The following is a 16350-nucleotide window of genomic DNA, read 5'->3' as shown; positions in this document are numbered from 1 at the left end:
GCCCCCCGACGAGACCGGTCCCGCTACCGGATCACGGGCGCCGCCAGCTCCACCGGCTCCGCGTCGATCCCCGCCACGTCAACCGGTTCGGTCTCGTGGGTCGGCCACCGACCGGTCTTCGTGAGCCGCTCCGTCAGGTCCGGCGCGACGAGGTGCGTGTCCTCGCTTTTCGTTCCTCGGACCGTCGGATTCCACGCGTAGCCCATCGGCCACCGGACGGGCTCGTCGCCGTCGGGCGTCGCTATCCACTCTCGGCCCGCGAACCCGGCCGCGCCGCCCTGGTGGTGCTTCTCCCATTCGTCGGCGAAGCCGACCGCGTCGTACGCCTCTCGGATCGCCTCGAACACGTCGCCGGCGGCGTCGGGGGCGTCCGCGGACGCGGCGTCACCGTCTCCTCCGACGAGCGTCCCGGCCGCCGCGGCCTCGGTGGCTCGGATCGCGGTGGCCTCGACGCGCGCCGCGGCGCGGTGTCGCTCCTCGAACCAGTCCGGCGCGTCGAAGGCCACCGTCCGCGTCATCGAGGCGTAGAGCCCCGCCCGCTCCGCGGTGACCGAGACGAGCGCGTAGTCGCCGAGCGCGGCGTCGCTCGGGGTGTAGTGGCGGAACGCCTGCGCTCGCTCCGCGCCGCCGACGAGGACGACCGGCGTGTCCACGTCGCGGGAGGCGAGCGAGATGTCAATGCCGGCCGCGACCTCGTACTCCGGGTCGTCGGGTTCGAGGTTCCGGCAGACGGTCTCGACGGCGGCCGCGACCTCCCGACCCAGCTCGCGGTACCGCTCGACGTCGTCGTCGGTGAGGGGTTGTCGGAGCCGGCTCCCGTCGACCGCCTCGAAGCCGGACACGTCGAAGTCCGCGGCGGCGGGCGCGGGCGACCGCTCGGCGACCGCCGCGGCGAGTGAGTCGGCGTACCACGGGAACGACTCGACCGCGAACGCGTCCGGAAGCTCCTCGTCGGCGAGCCGGTCCGCCTCGATGTCGTCGGCGATTACGCGGAGTTCGCCGTCGTAGCCAGCGGCCGCGACGCCCGTCGCCGCGTCGGCGTCCACGACGTTGTCGCCGCCGGTGAGCCACGCGAACCCGTTCGGCCGCGCGAACCAGACCGCTTCGAGTCCGCGCTCGGCGAGGTAGGCGTCCAGCCTGTCCGTGCGGGCGGCAAGGTCGACCATACGGACGGACTGTCGCCGAACGGGTAAAACCGGTCGGAACCCGTCTGCGCGCGGACGCCGTGCGACCGCTCCGTACCCGCCGTCCGGTCGACACCGACCGACGACCCGCCTGGGCCGCGACCGTCGCCGCGCCGTCTCCCGATCGAGCCGCCGGGCCGGCCCCGCGGGCGGTTCGAAACGAAAGGTTCAATTATGTCCCACGGAAACGACGAGACGCGTCAGTAAGCCCCTTCGGGTTGGTAGTCTAGTCCGGTTATGACACCTCCTTGACATGGAGGAGGCCGGCGGTTCAAATCCGCCCCAACCCACTTTCTTGCGGCCGATACCACACGACGGCGGGAGTCCCGGATGTAATCACCGGACGATATAGCGACGAGTTCAGCGGAGGCAGTGCGTTATTCTGTCTAACTGAACACTGAACGAGTCATCAGACTGTGATCGCAAACCCGTCGTTCGGGGAGATTTTCTGAGCAGAGATTCTTCCCTCCGAGCATAAGTTTCCGATCCGAGGTCACCTCCGAATTCGGCTCCCGATTTGCGCTACAACTCCCGGTTGTAATCGTCGCGGTCGTGGCGGTAACCGGATTGTCACTGTACCTCTCTGTGACTATGGCCGCGGCTTCCGGCCTCCTCGTCGGAACCATCGTCGGCTTGCTCGTCGCTGCTCTCGCAACGATACTCGATTAATTCCATCGGCTATCGGTGGACGACCCGGGACGGACGCTTGATCCGGCGGTACGTCGAGGGGTCCTGATCCGCCGCGAGCCGGGGGACCTCACCGCGTCGGTCGGGGGTGGCTAATGAGAAGTTTCTTTTACCTCACCCCGGAGAATAGCGGTAGATGAGTGACCGAGGCGGTCGACCGTCGGACCGAACCGAATCCCCCGCTTCGAGCGGTGAAACGGCGGGTTCCTTCGATCCGGCGTCGCCGACCTCGTCCGCCCCGGTCGCCGACGACGGCGCGTCGACCGGGCGACTGGTCGTCGTCTGCGGGCTGCCCGGCGTCGGCAAGACGACCGTCGCCGAGCGGATCGCCGACCACGTCGACGGGCGGATCCGGCGGACCGACGTGATACGCAAGCAGCTGTTCGACGACCCGGAGTACACCGACGCGGAGACCGAGGCGGTCTACGCCGAACTGCTCGCGCGCGCTCAGGACGATGTCGACGACGGGGGCGCCGTCGTCCTCGACGCGACGTTCGCGGATGCCCGGTTCCGGGCGGACGCCCAGGAGACGGCCGCCGAGGCCGCGGCCGAGTTCGACCTCGTCGAGGTCGCCTGCGACGAGGCGGTCGTCGAGCGCCGGATCGAGCGCCGAGACGGGATCAGCGACGCCGACTTCGAGATCCACCTCCACTTCAAGGAGCTGTTCGACGAGGTGGCGTCGGAGCACGTCGTCGTCGACAACTCCGGGACCGAGGCGGAGACGTTCGCGCAGGTCGACGCGGCGTTCGGCGAGCGGGCGACCGACGGCGGCGCGGCCGGGTACGACGCGGCCGGGTACGACGCGACCGACGGCGACGCGACCGACGGCGACGCGACCGGCGAAGGTACGGCCGTCGAAGATTCGACTGCCGACGGAGACGATCGGTCGACCACGCTCACCGACGCGGAGTGAGGTCGGTCCGGCGCCCCGGGGCGCCGTCGTCGTGCGAACGGATCGCGTGACGGGCGCACACACGCGTCTCCAATCACTTATACGGGCGAGCGCACAACGGAAGGTATGAGCGAAGAATCCGGGCGGAAGAACCTCCGCATGCCCAACGACGACGAAGTGTTCGCCGTAGTGACAGAACACCTCGGCGGCAACCACGTCCAACTGCGCTGCGCCGACGGCGAGGAACGACTCGGCCGGATCCCCGGCCGCATGAAGTACCGCACGTGGATCAACGAGGGCGACGTGGTCCTCGCCGAGCCGTGGGACTGGCAGGACGAGAAGGCGAACGTCGAGTGGCGGTACGATGACGAGGACGCCGACCAGCTCCGCCGCGAAGGCCACATCCAGTAGCGACGCCCGACTCGTCGGGCGAGCGGACCGCCCCGGACGCGCAGTTGTGTTGTCACCGATCGATGCTCTCGCCGCTCTTCTCGATTACGCCGCGACCCGGCAGCGGGTCGTCTCGGTCCCCGAACCGGCCGGCGGAAAGATACGGTCAGTACGGCGACGGCCACCGATTCCGCCGGAATCGGGACCGATCGAGAGCGGCCGGGGCGGCCGAGTCGCTCCGGCTCATCCTCCGTAGTGTGTAGTATTGTGGTCTATATCCAAAACCGTTATCAGTCCCGGGCGTGTACCCGGTGGTATGAGTTCGACAGAAGCCGCTCCCGCAGAACCGATCCAGCTGGACGACGCCGACGCGTTCGGCGACCGAGTCGCCGAGAACGATGTCGTTCTCGTCGACTTCTACGCCGACTGGTGCGGTCCGTGCCGGATGATGGAGCCCGCCGTCGAGGCGGTCGCGAGCGACACCGACGCGGCGGTGCTGAAGGTCGACGTCGATGTCCACCAGGCCCTGGCCGGCGAGTACGGCGTCCAGGGGATCCCGACGCTGCTCGTGTTCGCCGACGGTGAGCCGGTCGAGCGTATGGTCGGCGCGCAGAGCGAGCAGGCGCTGACCGACGCGGTCGGCGAACACACCGCCTGAATCGGTCCGACAGGCGTCACACACTGAACACCCGAGACGCGGGACCGCGCCGGCCATCGCGGCCCGAGTCGCCGAAACCGACACCATGAGAACGATCCAACTCGACGACGACGGTATGACCCCGAGAGAGCTCCGCGCGGACGTCCCGGCCCTCGGCGACGCGGCGTACTTCAACTTCGGCGCGCACGGGCCGAGCCCGGAGTACGTCGTCGAGGCGGCCGGGTCCTTCATCGAGGAGCACGAGTACGGCTCCGCGACCACCGACCCGTACGGCCACGCGTTCGAGACGTACGACCGCGTTCGCGAGCGGATCGCGGCGTTCGTCGGCGCCGACCCCGAGGAGGTCGCGCTGACGGAGAGCACGACCGACGGGATCACCCGCGTCGCCGGCGCGATCGACTGGGAACCGGGCGACGTGGTCGTCCGGACCGATCTCGAACACCCGGCAGGCGTCCTCCCGTGGAAGCGCCTCGAACGCGAGGGCGTCGAAGTCCGCGTCCTCGAAACGGAGGCGGGCCGCGTCGACCGCGACGAGTACGCAGCGGCGGTCGCGGACGCCCGGCTCGTCTGTTTCAGCGCGATCACGTGGACCCACGGCACCCGCCTCCCCGTCGCCGACCTCGTTGAGGTCGCGAACGACGCGGGCGCGTTCACCCTCGTCGACGCGGTTCAGTCGCCCGGGCAGGGCGCGATGGACGTGAGCGAGTGGGGCGCCGACGCGGTCGCCGCGGCCGGCCACAAGTGGACGCTCGGCCCGTGGGGCGCCGGATTCCTCTACGTGGACCGCGACGCCGCGGCCGATCTCGCGCCCCACGCGGTCGGCTACCGCGGCGTCGAGGACCCGACCGGCGACGAGATCGAGTTCAAGCCGGCCGCAGGGCGCTTCGAGGTCGGGACGACGACGGCGGCGGCGCACGTCGGCCTCGTCGAGGCGCTCGACGCCATCGAGGCGGTCGGCCTCGACGCGATCGAGGCGCGGATCGAGGCGCTCACCGACCGGCTCAAGGACGGCGTCCCCGAGGACCGACTCCTCAGCCCGCGGGCGTTCGAGTCCGGGCTCGTGACGATCGACGTCGACGACCCGGAGGCGACCGTCGAGCGACTCGGCGAGCGGGACATCGTCGTCCGGTCGCTCCCGCACCCGGACGGGATCCGGGTGTCGGTCCACGCCGTCTCGACGGAGGCGGAGGTCGACCGGCTCCTCGACGCGCTGGAACCCGAGTGGTGACCGGCGGGACGGGTCGCCGTCCCGTTCCACGTCGCGGGGTCGCGTCGGCTCAGTCGCACGCGCCTCGACCGGACGCGTTTTAGTACTCGACGCGCAATACCGCCCATGGGATTCCACACGTTCGACGCCGAGCAGGCGTCGCAGCTCGAGCGCCCGAGCCGCTACCGATGGGTCTCCGCGGAGGAGCTTATCGGCCCGCTGGTCGAGGTCGGCGCCGCGGTCGTCGCCGACCTCGGCAGCGGTACCGGCTTCTACACCGACGCCGTCGCCGAACACGCCGAGACCGTCTACGGCGTCGACGTCCAGTCGGAGATGCACGAGTACTACCGCGACAAGGGGCTCCCGGAGAACGTCGACCTCGTCGCGAGCGACGTCTCGGACCTCCCCCTCGCCGACGGCGAACTCGACGGGGCGTGCTCGACGATGACGTACCACGAGTTCGCGAGTCCGGACGCGATCGGCGAGCTCGCCCGCGTCCTCCGCTCCGACGGGCGGCTCGTCGTGTTCGACTGGTCGGCCGACGGCGACGGCGACCACGGGCCGCCGGTCGACGAGCGCTTCGCTGCGCGCGACGCGCGCGAAACGCTCGCCGACGCCGGGTTCGAGATCGAGCGCGCCGAGACGCGGACCGAAACGTTCGGCGTCGTCGCGCGGGCACCCTAAACGACCGTCCCGTATCTGTCCGAAACCGCCGCCACACCGTCGCATTCGAACGTTCGTGAAGAAATACCGTTAGGTGTATCCAGCCCGTACGAGGGGTATGTCCGTCCGTCACCGATCGGTAGCCGTCGCCGCGCTCGCCATGTTCGCGACGCTCGCCGCGCGACCGGCCGCGGCCCACGTCGACTACGTTACCGAGGACTCCGGCGACCCGCTCGACGCTGTGGCGTTCGTCGTCGAGGTGCTCTCGGACCCGTTCAACGCGGCGCTGTTCGCGGGGTCCGGAGCGCTCGGGCTCGTCGGCATCGCGGCGTACCTCTGGGTGCGACCGACGATCGTCGACATCGTCGTCCTCCGCGAAAAGCTCGCCGGGTACGCCGACCTCGTCCCGTGGATGCTCCGCCTCGCCGTCGGGCTCCCGCTCGTCGGCGCCGGCTTCGAGGGGTATCTCTTCGCGCCGACGCTCGCGTTCGACACCGGGGCGAGCCCGCTCCTCCGGGTGCTGTTCATCGGGCTCGGGTTCTTCACCCTCTTCGGGCTGGCGACGCGGATCACCGCGACGGTCGGCCTGCTGACGTACGCGTGGGTGTTCCTCGCGGTCGACCCCCTCGTCTTCCTCGCCGTGGAGTACGTCCCGGTGTTCCTCGCGCTGCTGATCCTCGGCGGCGGCCGCCCGAGCGCCGACGACATGCTGCTGGCGGTCGCGAGCACGCCGGGCTCATACTACGGCCGGGTCGACCCCGTCCAGTACCTCAAGTCGTTCCTCGACGAGTCGACGGCCCCGCTGCGGCGCTACGTCCCGGCGGTGCTCCGGGTCGGGATGGGCGTCTCGTTCGTCTACCTCGGCCTCATTCAGAAGCTCGCCGACCCCGCGAGCGCGCTCCAGGTCGTCGAGAAGTACGACCTCACGGCGGTGGTCCCGGTCGACCCGGGGCTGTGGGTCGTCGGCGCGGGGGTGACCGAGGTCGCCGTGGGGCTCGCGCTGATCGCGGGTTTCTTCACCCGCGGCGCGGCCGCGCTCTCGTTCGTCCTGTTCACGACGACCCTGTTCGGGCTCCCGGACGATCCCGTCCTCGCGCACGTGGCGCTGTTCGGGATGGCGTCGGCGGTGTTCACGCTCGGCTCCGGCCCGCTCGCGTTCGACTACTGGTTCGGTCGGCCGGCGCTCGACGGCGACGACTCGGCGGTCGCGGCGGACTGACTGCGACGGGTGCTCGTCCGTGACGGGCCACGACCGCAGGCGGGCGCCGCGACCGCGACCCCCCGCCGGCTTTTAAGTTACTCTCGCGCGGTGAGGGAGGTATGCGAGTGGACCTCGGCAACGCCCTGGCGACGACGCCCGGGCTCACGACGGCAACGCTGGACCGACTCGACGACCGCGTCGCGGCCGCGCACGAGCGGATCGCGGCCGGGATGGCCGACGACGAGTTCGGGTACGCCGCCCTGACGCTCCCCGAGACCGCGGACCCGGACGCGATCTACGCCGCGGTCGAGGGGTTCGACCGCCCCGAGGCGGTGCTGACGGTCGGGATCGGTGGCAGCGCGCTCGGCGCGGCGACGCTGTCGAACGCCCTCGACAGCGACGTGGACGCGTACGTCCTCGACAACGTCGACCCCGACGAGACGCGGCGCCGCCTCGCCGACCTCCCGCTCGACGACACCGTCGTCAACGTGGTGTCGAAGTCGGGGACGACCGCGGAGACGCTCGCGAACTTCCTCGTCGTCCGCGAGGCGATGGCCGACGCGGGCGTCGACTGGACCGAGCGCACCCTCGTCACGACGGGCGAGTCGGGGAACCTCCGCCGGCTGGCCGACCGCCACGACCTTCCGTCGCTCCCGGTGCCCGACGGCGTCCCCGGGCGCTTCTCGGCGCTGTCGACGGTCGGGCTCGCCGTCGCCGCGCTCCAGGGCCACGACATCGAGGCCGTCCTCGCGGGGGGCCGCGACGGGATGGACGCGCTCGCCGGGTCGCTGTACGACTCGCCCGCGTACGCCTACGGGGCGGCGACGTACGCGCTCGCGGAGCGGGGCGCGCTCACCAACGCCGTGATGCCGTACGCCGAGTCGCTGGAGACGTTCGCGGAGTGGTTCGCCCAACTGTGGGCCGAGAGCCTCGGGAAGGACGGGCTAGGGCAGACCCCGGCGCGCGCGCTCGGGGCGACCGATCAACACTCCCAGCTCCAGCTGTACCGCGCCGGGCCACCCGACAAGCTGGTGACGCTCGTCCGGCCGACAGAGCGCGCCGACGCGCCGATCCCCGAGACGGACCTCGACGGGCTCGCGTACCTCGGCGGCTCGTCGCTCGGCGGCCTGCTCGACGCCGAGTTCGAGGCGACTGAGGCGAGCCTCGCGGCCGCCGACGTCCCCAACGTGCGGGTCGAGATCGACCGCGTCGACGAACGCGCGCTCGGCGAACTCCTGTTCGGGATGGAGGCCGCTTGCGTGCTGTACGGCGAGCTCGCGAGCGTCTCGACGTTCACCCAGCCCGCCGTCGAATGGGGCAAGAAGGCGGCCCGCGGGCTGCTCGGCGGCGGCGACTTCGAGGAGGCCGAGGCGGTCGCGGAGAAGCGCGAACTGCGAATAGACTGATCCGCTCTGCGAGTGGGGACGTTGCCGGCGCCAATCCCCTTCCGGTGCGTCTAAAGCCCTTGCGAGTCGTGTTCACTGTAATGAGCGACGACCTCTCGGCCTCGGCGGTCGGCCAGCGCGTGTTCCGCGTCGCGAGCGCCCTGTTCGCGATCGTGTTCGCGCTCCTCGTCGCGAGCGCGATCACCGCGCCGGGCGCGGAGCTGGCCGCCTCCCTCGGGCTGGTGTCGGAGGGCACGACCGGCTACCAGCTCCTTCAGACGCTGCTCCAGTTCGTCGGGTTCGCGATCGCGGTCGCCGGCTACCTCGCGATCACCGACCAGTGGACGCTCGCCCGGATCTCCCGCCCCGACGCCCGCGAAGCGGCGATCATCGTCGGCGGGGGTATCGCCCTCTTCGCGTTCCAGTACGGCGCGCTGTTCGCGCTCGATCAGGTCGGCCTCTCGACCGGGCAGAATCAGGCGGTCGTCCCCGCCGGCGACCCCGTCCCGTACTACCTCGCGATGATCGCGGTGTCGCTCGCGGTGGTCGGCCCGGTCGAGGAGCTGCTGTTCCGCGGCGTCGTCCAAGGCACCGTCCGCCACGCGTTCGACGCGGTTCCCGCGGTGCTCATCGCGAGCCTCGCGTTCGGGCTGATCCACCTCCCCTCGGTCTCGGGGACGCCGGTCGAGCAGTGGGCGTACGTCGGTATCGTGGTCGTGTTGGGGTCCGTCCTCGGCGCGTTCTACGAGTGGACGGACAACGTGGTGGTGCCGGGGCTGGTCCACGGCATCTACAACGCGGTCACCTACGCGGTGCTGCTCGCGCAGGCCCTCTGAGGGGCACCGGTTCAGTACGTCTCTTTCCCCCACCGCAGGTCGTCGTAGGTCGCCTGCTGGTCGCTGCCGAGCCGCTCCTCGAACTTCCGGCGGAGCGCCGCCTTCTCGCTGGCTGAGATGCGCGCCAGCGCGTCCGCCTTCGCGACCGGCTCCGGCGGGCCGCGGGTCGCCGCCACCTCGGCGACCACCTGCCGGGTGAGCCGTTCGCGGGTCCCCGCGTCGCGGGTGAACGCGTACGGCGCCTCCAGCTTGTAGGTCACGTCGGTCCGCGGGTCGTAGACGACCATGAACGTGGGCTCGTACAGCTCGGGGTCGAGCTCGCGGTCGACACCGAGCGCGTCGCCGTCGGCGGCCATCGGCGCGTCCGCGCCGCCGCGGCTGCGGAACCACGTGGTGAACGTGAGGTCGTCGTCGAGCCGCGCGCCGCGCTCTGCGCCCCGGTCGTCGTCGGTGAACTCTCCGTCGCCGGCGGCCCCGTACGGCTCGCGGCGCTCCAACAGCCGGGTGAACAGCGCGGTGTCGTCGGGCCACGGCGACTCGACGCCGGCGCGCGAGAGCGCGCGGACGGCGGTGCCGCTCGCGGGGTTCTTCACGAAGCCGGCCAGCGGCACGTCGCGCTCGACGAACCGCTCGACGAGGCGGACGTACTTCTCGATTACCGCGCGCGGCTTCGCCTCGCGGGCGAGCGCGCCGAGCTCCGGGTCGCGGTCGGCCCACGTGAACAGCTCCTTCGGGTAGATGGGGCCGTCGAGGACGAGCAGGTCCTCCACCCGGTCGGCGTGGTCGAGCGCGTGGGTTCCTTCCGCGAGGTATAAGGCGAGCGCGTGGACGACCCGCTCCGCGTAGCGGTTCACCCGCGGGACGTGGAGGACGCGCTGCTTGGTGTGGCCCTCGTCGCGGCGCGTCCACTCGCTGTCGAAGCCGGCGGTCGAGTCGCCGGCGTGGACGGTGGCCACGATGGTGCGGTCGCGGTGGAGGTCGAGGTCGGTCGGCGAGCTCGCCATCGCCGCGTGGGCGACGTCGACGACGAGGCCGTTCTTGAACGTCGTCGGGTTGATCGTCCCCGAGTCGAGCCCGTGGACCGCCTCGAACGGGCGCTCGGCGAGCGCCACGTCGTCGATGGCGGCCCGATGGCGCTCGTGGTCGCCGAGCGCCGCGAGCACGACCCGGCCGTCGCGGCGTAGTTCGGGGAGCCACTCCCGCCAGACGCGCTCGGCGAGGTCGTCGTGGTCCGTCGCGTCCACGTCGCCGCCGATGCCGTACGCGAGCCGGGCGATGTTCTCGACGTGGATCGGATCGAGCGTCACGACCGTACGGCGGGCCGGACCAATATAAAAGGCGTCGGCCGCGCGGTCGACGACCTGGGCGCCCGGCGCGAGTTCGCTCAGCGGGGGTTCACTCGGCGGGAGTTCGCTCAGTGAAACCGGTTCCGTCCGGTGAAGTTCGTGTCACTCAATGAGGTCATTCCGCCCGCCGGGACGAACGTGTTCGATCATCGCCGAACAATCGGCAACGTCGTGGGGTAAATTGTGTCAGCGCGATATCACTCAGAGGCTTAATTACCAGCGTCTCAGGACCTGAGAGACGGTATCAGCGATAATATCTGGAGGCGACGTGTTTTTATACCGTGCGACAATCGTCGCCCATGGCAGAGACTGCGACCGGCGTGGACGCGGGGGGATCGGGCGGGCTGGCGGAGAGCGTGCGGGACGTGATCCGCTACATCCCGGACGGCACCTCGATGCCGGAGGAGATGTGGAGCCCGCGGCATCGGAACATCCTGATTTCGATCGCGGTCCAGGTGCCGCTGCTGATCGGGCTCGGCCTCTACAACGGGACGGAGTCGTTCACCGGCGCGCAGATTCCGGCGACGCCGCTGTGGATGCTCGGCGGGTTCGTCGCCGTCATCCTCGGCACCGGCGCGCTGGCAAGCTGGTCGCGGCTCGGCCGCCGCCAGCGGACGGTGCTCTCCGCGTTCAGCCTCATGACCGTCTCGATGGCGATGGTCAAGCTGTCGGGCGGCTACATCGAGGCGCACTTCAGCTTCTTCGTGTTTATCGGGGTGCTCGCGCTGTACGAGGACTGGCTCCCGTTCGCCGTCGGCGTCGTGTACGTGGCGGTCGGCCACGGCGCGTTCAGCCTCATCGATTCGAGTCTCGTCTACAACCACACCGCGGCGATACAGAACCCGATCGTCTGGGGCGGCATTCACGCGGTCTTCGTCCTCGCGCTGGCCAGCGCGCTGATGGTCAACTGGTACTCGATCGAGAAGTCGCGCGAGGCGGCGCGCGAGCAGCTGGAACTGGCGGAGCGGAAGCAGGCGGAGATCCAGGACGTCGAGGCGGCGAAGGCGGAGGTCGAGGAGCGCCGGGAGGAGGTCGAGCGGCTGAACAGCCACCTCGAGACGAAGGCGGACGACTACAGCGCCGCGATGGGCCGGGCGGCAGACGGCGACCTCACGGTCCGGCTCGACGCGGAGAGCGAGAGCGAGGCGATGGCGCAGATCGGCGCGGCGTTCAACGAGATGATGGAGGACATCGACGCGGCGATGGGCGAGGTGCGGTCGTTCGCGCAGGACGTGTCGACCGCGAGCGCGGACACGGTCGACGGCGTCGAGACCGCGTCCGACCGGAGCGAGGCCGTCAGCCGGTCGGTCACGGAGATCGCCGAGGGCGCCGACGAGCAGCGCGAGATGCTGCGGCAGGTGTCCGACGAGATGAACGACCTCTCGGCGACGATCGAGGAGGTCGCCTCCTCGACCGAGACGGTCGTCTCGGTCGCCGAGCAGACCGCCGACATCGCCGACGAGGGCGAGGAGACCGCCGAGGCGGCGATCGGCCGCGTCGAGGAGTCGCGCGAGGCGCTCGACTCGGCCGCGGGGACCGTCCAGCAGCTCGACGACCGGATGGAGGACATCGGCGAGATCGTCGACCTCATCGGCGACATCGCCGAGCAGACGAACCTGCTCGCCTTGAACGCGAACATCGAGGCCGCCCGCGCGGGTGGCAGCGGCGGCGGGAGCGACGGGTTCGCGGTCGTCGCCGACGAGGTGAAGCAACTCGCGGAGGAGACGCAGGACGCCGCCACCGAGATCGAGGAGCTCATCGGCGCCACGCAGTCGCAGACCGAGGGGACCGTCGAGGCGGTCCGGAGCGCCGAGGAGAACATCGCCGCCGGGGCCGACGCCGTCGAGGACGCCGCGGACGCGTTCGCGCGGGTGTCGGAGAACGCCGCGGAGACCGACGAGGGGATCCGCGAGATCAGCCGGGCCACCGACGATCAGGCGGCCAGCACTGAGGAGACCGTCTCGATGGCCGAGGAGGTCGCGGAGATCAGCGGGTCGACCGCCGACGAGGCCGACGCGGTCGCCGAGGCCGCTGACGAGCAGCTGACCGCGATGAGCGAGGCGACGACGGCGGCCGGGTCGCTCGCGGAGCAGGCGGAGCGGCTCGGCTCGCTCGTCCGGGACTTCAACGTCTCCGGCGGCGGGACCGGTCCCGCGTCGGGCCCCGGCCCGAGCGCGGCGGTCGGCGACGGCGGCCAGCGCGAGTAGACGCGCGGCGACGAGACGTTTTTCCGCGGTTCGGCGCTGTCCGGCTATCTATCGTTCGACTCGCTCCGAACAGCTTCGAGGACCGCCAGCGCGCGCTTCACTCCCGCGCCGTCCTCCACGAACACAAGCGTCCGGGGCGGGCGGACCGCCTTCGGCCGGACGCGGAGGTCGACCTCCCTCGCCGCGTCCGCGACCGCGTCCGGGGCCGCGACCGCTTCGATCCGCGCGCGGTCCGGCTGGACGTACACCTCGGCGACGGTCGGGTCGGGGTCGGTCTCCGTGGACGCGTCCCCGTCTGACGAGCCGTCGCGCTCGCGGACGATCCGGTACGCCAGCGCGCCGTCGGCGGTCGGCTCGACCTCGGGGTCGGCGTCGGCGACGGTCAGCCCGCGGAGCCGGCTCTCGTTCCCCGTCACCTCGGAGGCGAGGAGCTGAGCGATCCGGACGCCGTCCGCGAGTCGGTCCGTCACCATCTCACGCCGCCCCCGAGTCGTCGGCGTCGGTCGGATCGCCTCCCGCGTCGCCCGCCTCGGCGGCGAGCTCCTCGCGCACGTCGACCGCGAGGCGGTCGACCGCGACGCCCTGCTCGCGGGCGTAGAGGACCGCGGCGGCCTCGATGGTGACCGCCAGCGCCCGCTGACGCTCGTTGATCGCGGCGACGGCGCGCTGCTTCTCGACGCCCGCGGCGACGACGGCGTCGAGCGCGCTCTCGAAGGTGGACTGCTCGCGGAGGACCGACTCGTCCGGGGTGAACCCCTCCGGGACGGTCACCTCGGCCGGGTCGAACTGCGGGAGCAGATCGCCGTCCTCGGACGCCAGCAGGCCGCGGCCGAGCGCGACGTCGACGAGCCGCTTCGCCTGGTCGGGCGAGAACCACTCGCGCTCCAGCGACAGCGCGACGACGAACTCCCCCTGCCCGAGCCGGTCCTGTGCCCGAGCCTTGAACGGGGCGGCGACGGCGACCTCCAGACTCATGTGAGACGAACGGCCCGGCGGGCGCGTAAACGTGTCGAACCCGGGGGCGACCGGACGATCCCGGGACTCAGTCGTCGCCGGGGGCGGCGGTCTCCGCCGGGTCGGCGTCGGCCGAGGTCGGATCCGCGTCGATCGTGAGGCCGGTCCCGGCCATAACGAACAGCACAAACGGCGAGAGGAACGCGAACAGGTAGTACGGCGCGTACTCGATGGTCGGGACGCCCGTGGCGCTCGCCATGAAGACGGCGCCCGCGTGCCACGGCATCAGGGCGCCGGTCGGCGTCCCGGCCGCTTCGACCGCGCGCGAGAGCTGGTCGGTGTCGAGGCCGAGTTCGTCGTAGGTGTTCCGGAGCGTGACGCCCGGCAGGACGATGCTCATGTACTGTTGGGCCGTGAGGGCGTTGATGAAGATCGCGGAGACACCAGTTCCGGCGACGAGCGCGCCCGGACTCCGCACGGACGAGGTGAACGCGTGGGCGATCACCGCGAGGACGCCGGTGCGCTCCAAGATGCCGCCGAGTGACAGCGCGGCGACGACGACCGTGATCGTCCACGCGGAGCCGGTGAGTCCCCCGGTCGCGAGGAGTTCGTTCACGGTCGTAGAGGCCGACTCCGGCGAGGTCCCGTACATGAATATCTCCCAGGCGGCGACGAATCCGGTCCCTTGGAGGAGGATCGTCGTGAGCGCGCCGGCGAACACGCCCGCGACGAGTGTCGGCAGCGCGGCGTACCCCCGCAGCGCCAGCCCGAAGGTGACGACGAGCGGGACGAAGGCGACGGCGGTGACCGCGTACGTCTCGGTGAGACCGCCCTGGATCGCCGCGATCTCGCCGGCGGGAATGTCGCCGCTCGTGCGGAGGCCGAGCGCGGCGAAGCCGAGGACCGCGAGACCGAAGGCGATCGCGGTGCCGGTCCGCATCCGTCGGATGTGCCCGTACAGGTCGGTGTTGGTGACGCCGGCGGCGAGGTTCGTGGTGTCGGAGAGCGGCGACTGCTTGTCGCCGGCGTACGCGCCCGAGAGGACCGCGCCGACCGTCATCGGTGCGGGGACGCCGAGCCCCGCGCCGATGCCCACGAAGGCGACGCCGAGCGTCCCGACGGTGGTCCACGAGGAACCGATGGCGAACGCGACGATCGCGGCGAGGACCGCTGCCGCGGGGAGGAACGTCGTCGGGGACAAGATCTCCAGGCCGTAGTACATCATGCTGGGGATCGTGCCGGCGCTGACCCACGTCGCGATCAGCCCGTAGATGGTGAAGATGATGAGGAGCGCCTGGAGCCCCATCACGAGGCCGTTCGCGATCCCGTCGAACAGCGCGTCCCAGTCGTAGCCGAGCCACAGGCCGAACGCGCCGACGAAGGCGATGCTCCACAACAGCGGCGGGTGTGGGTCGAGGCCGAGGACGGCCGAGCCGATTCCGAGGAACGCCACGACGGCGAGGACCGGGACCAGCGCCGCCGTGAGACTCGGGCGGCGGTCTGGATCCAGGTCGTCGTACGCCGTCGGGGTGAACGAGCGTGCCATGTCCGATTGTATTCCTTTGAAGCATAAGTATGGCTCGAAATATGCGTGTGATAGATAGCGATAGATCTTGCCGCTTACGGTGAGCGGCTTCGGCGGGCCCCGCGGCACCCGCCGCGTCCGCCCGTGTGCCGCCGTGTCGCGGCGGTCCGCGAACGGACGCTCTTATACGCGTCGGCGGCGAAGCCGGGATAACATGATATTCGAGGGCCTCCCGACGACTCCGCGCTCCGAGGAGCTCGTCGACAAGGCGTTCTCGCGGGCGGCGCGGGCCGGGCGCGCGAAGCGCGGCCACGAGGCGCAGGAGTCGATGCTACGGACCGCCGGCAACGTGCTCTCGGACAACTTGGAGAACGTCGTCACCTCGTGGCCCGACTTCGGCTTCGACGTCGACCCGTTCTACTACGAGCTCGCGGACGCACTCGTCGACGTCGACCGCCTCCGCCAGGCGCTCTCGCAGGTGATGTGGGCGAGCCGCCAGATCGAGGACCTCCGCGACGAGTACACGACGAAGGTCCGGAACTCCGACGTGGACACCGCGCGGAAACACCGGAAGCAGGCGTTCGCCCGCATGGCGGACATCATGGACCAGATCAAAGACGACCTGCGCTACATCGGCGACTCCCGGGACCAGCTGAAGGTCCTGCCGGACGTGGACCCGGACGAGCCGGCCGTCGTCGTCGCCGGCTACCCGAACATCGGCAAGTCGTCGTTCGTCAACCGGGTCACCCGCGCGTCGAACCAGATCGCGGAGTACCCGTTCACCACGAAGGGCGTCCAGATCGGCCACTTCGAGCGCGACCACATCCGCTACCAGATCGTCGACACGCCCGGACTCTTAGACCGGCCGGCGGACGAGCGCAACGATATCGAGCGGCAGGCGGTGAGCGCCCTCGAACACCTCGCGGACGCCGTGATCTTCGTCATCGACCCCTCCGGCGACTGCGGCTACCCGCTCGAGGTCCAGCTCGAACTCCGCGAGGAGGCCCGCGAGCTGTTCGACGCGGCCGTGCCGCTGCTCACGGTGGCGAACAAACACGACCGCTTCGAGGGCGTCAAGGCGGAATCGGTCGACGCGACGATGAGCGTCACGGAAGACGAGAACGTCGAGGAAGTCCTTGACATGGCCGTCGACGCGGTCGGCTACGAGCCCGACCTCCCCACCCGCGACGGGGAGTAGTCGGTCGACGCGCTCGA

General features: G+C 70.7%; 15 protein-coding genes and 1 tRNA gene. 11 read left to right on the top strand and 5 right to left on the bottom strand.

Going from position 1 to position 16350, the window contains the following annotated elements:
* Window positions 1-23 precede the first annotated feature (23 nt).
* Window positions 24-1166, bottom strand: a complete 1143-nt coding sequence (locus B9G49_RS03110; RefSeq protein ID WP_086215381.1) for a Xaa-Pro peptidase family protein — start codon at window positions 1164-1166, stop codon at window positions 24-26.
* 233 nt (window positions 1167-1399) lie between these two features.
* Here B9G49_RS03110 and B9G49_RS03105 point away from each other — a divergent pair.
* The 9 genes from B9G49_RS03105 to B9G49_RS03065 all read left to right on the top strand — a co-directional run bounded on the left by B9G49_RS03105 (window position 1400) and on the right by B9G49_RS03065 (window position 9103).
* Window positions 1400-1474 (top strand) — tRNA-Val (locus tag B9G49_RS03105).
* Window positions 1475-2007: 533 nt separating this feature from the next.
* Window positions 2008-2784 (top strand): AAA family ATPase, encoded by a 777-nt coding sequence (locus tag B9G49_RS03100; RefSeq protein ID WP_086215380.1) that lies wholly within the window; start codon window positions 2008-2010, stop codon window positions 2782-2784.
* 105 nt (window positions 2785-2889) lie between these two features.
* Window positions 2890-3174: a translation initiation factor eIF-1A gene (locus B9G49_RS03095; RefSeq protein ID WP_049930850.1), complete on the top strand. Its 285-nt coding sequence runs from the start codon at window positions 2890-2892 to the stop codon at window positions 3172-3174.
* Between the two features lie 295 nt (window positions 3175-3469).
* Entirely contained in the window at window positions 3470-3811 is a 342-nt protein-coding gene (gene trxA, locus B9G49_RS03090; protein WP_086215379.1) for a thioredoxin, read from the top strand.
* Window positions 3812-3896: 85 nt separating this feature from the next.
* On the top strand, window positions 3897-5039 hold the full coding sequence (locus tag B9G49_RS03085; protein ID WP_086215378.1) for an aminotransferase class V-fold PLP-dependent enzyme: 1143 nt from the start codon (window positions 3897-3899) through the stop codon (window positions 5037-5039).
* A gap of 105 nt (window positions 5040-5144) precedes the next feature.
* Entirely contained in the window at window positions 5145-5702 is a 558-nt protein-coding gene (locus B9G49_RS03080) for a class I SAM-dependent methyltransferase (RefSeq protein WP_086215377.1), read from the top strand.
* Window positions 5703-5799: 97 nt separating this feature from the next.
* A complete protein-coding gene (locus B9G49_RS03075; RefSeq protein WP_049930856.1) occupies window positions 5800-6900 on the top strand; it encodes a DoxX family protein in 1101 nt (366 codons plus the stop codon).
* Between the two features lie 101 nt (window positions 6901-7001).
* The gene (locus tag B9G49_RS03070) at window positions 7002-8288 is read left to right on the top strand and encodes a glucose-6-phosphate isomerase (protein WP_086215376.1); all 1287 of its coding nucleotides are present in this window, start codon (window positions 7002-7004) and stop codon (window positions 8286-8288) included.
* A gap of 80 nt (window positions 8289-8368) precedes the next feature.
* Complete coding sequence (locus tag B9G49_RS03065) at window positions 8369-9103, top strand: CPBP family intramembrane glutamic endopeptidase (RefSeq protein ID WP_086215375.1); 735 nt, start codon at window positions 8369-8371, stop codon at window positions 9101-9103.
* An 11-nt stretch (window positions 9104-9114) separates the two neighbouring features.
* On the opposite strand, the gene B9G49_RS03060 is transcribed toward B9G49_RS03065, so the two are convergent.
* Window positions 9115-10410 (bottom strand): DNA double-strand break repair nuclease NurA, encoded by a 1296-nt coding sequence (locus tag B9G49_RS03060; protein WP_086215374.1) that lies wholly within the window; start codon window positions 10408-10410, stop codon window positions 9115-9117.
* Between the two features lie 338 nt (window positions 10411-10748).
* Between B9G49_RS03060 and B9G49_RS03055 the strand changes: the two genes are divergently transcribed.
* Window positions 10749-12656, top strand: coding sequence for a methyl-accepting chemotaxis protein (locus tag B9G49_RS03055; RefSeq protein ID WP_086215373.1), 1908 nt, complete (start codon window positions 10749-10751; stop codon window positions 12654-12656).
* Window positions 12657-12700: 44 nt separating this feature from the next.
* On the opposite strand, the gene B9G49_RS03050 is transcribed toward B9G49_RS03055, so the two are convergent.
* From B9G49_RS03050 to B9G49_RS03040, 3 genes are all read right to left on the bottom strand, one after another.
* Entirely contained in the window at window positions 12701-13129 is a 429-nt protein-coding gene (locus B9G49_RS03050) for a hypothetical protein (protein WP_086215372.1), read from the bottom strand.
* Between the two features lies 1 nt (window position 13130).
* Window positions 13131-13631 (bottom strand): DUF2240 family protein, encoded by a 501-nt coding sequence (locus tag B9G49_RS03045; RefSeq protein WP_198943802.1) that lies wholly within the window; start codon window positions 13629-13631, stop codon window positions 13131-13133.
* 67 nt (window positions 13632-13698) lie between these two features.
* Window positions 13699-15156, bottom strand: coding sequence for a Na+/H+ antiporter NhaC family protein (locus B9G49_RS03040; RefSeq protein ID WP_086215371.1), 1458 nt, complete (start codon window positions 15154-15156; stop codon window positions 13699-13701).
* Window positions 15157-15349: 193 nt separating this feature from the next.
* Between B9G49_RS03040 and B9G49_RS03035 the strand changes: the two genes are divergently transcribed.
* On the top strand, window positions 15350-16333 hold the full coding sequence (locus B9G49_RS03035) for a GTPase (RefSeq protein ID WP_086215370.1): 984 nt from the start codon (window positions 15350-15352) through the stop codon (window positions 16331-16333).
* The last annotated feature ends 17 nt before the right edge of the window (window positions 16334-16350 follow it).

It is taken from the genome of Halorubrum sp. SD683 (assembly GCF_002135045.1).
Taxonomy (GTDB): Archaea; Halobacteriota; Halobacteria; order Halobacteriales; family Haloferacaceae; genus Halorubrum; species Halorubrum ezzemoulense.
The sequence above is the reverse complement of the archived record's forward strand: the minus strand, read 5'-3'. Positions and strand labels throughout refer to the sequence as shown.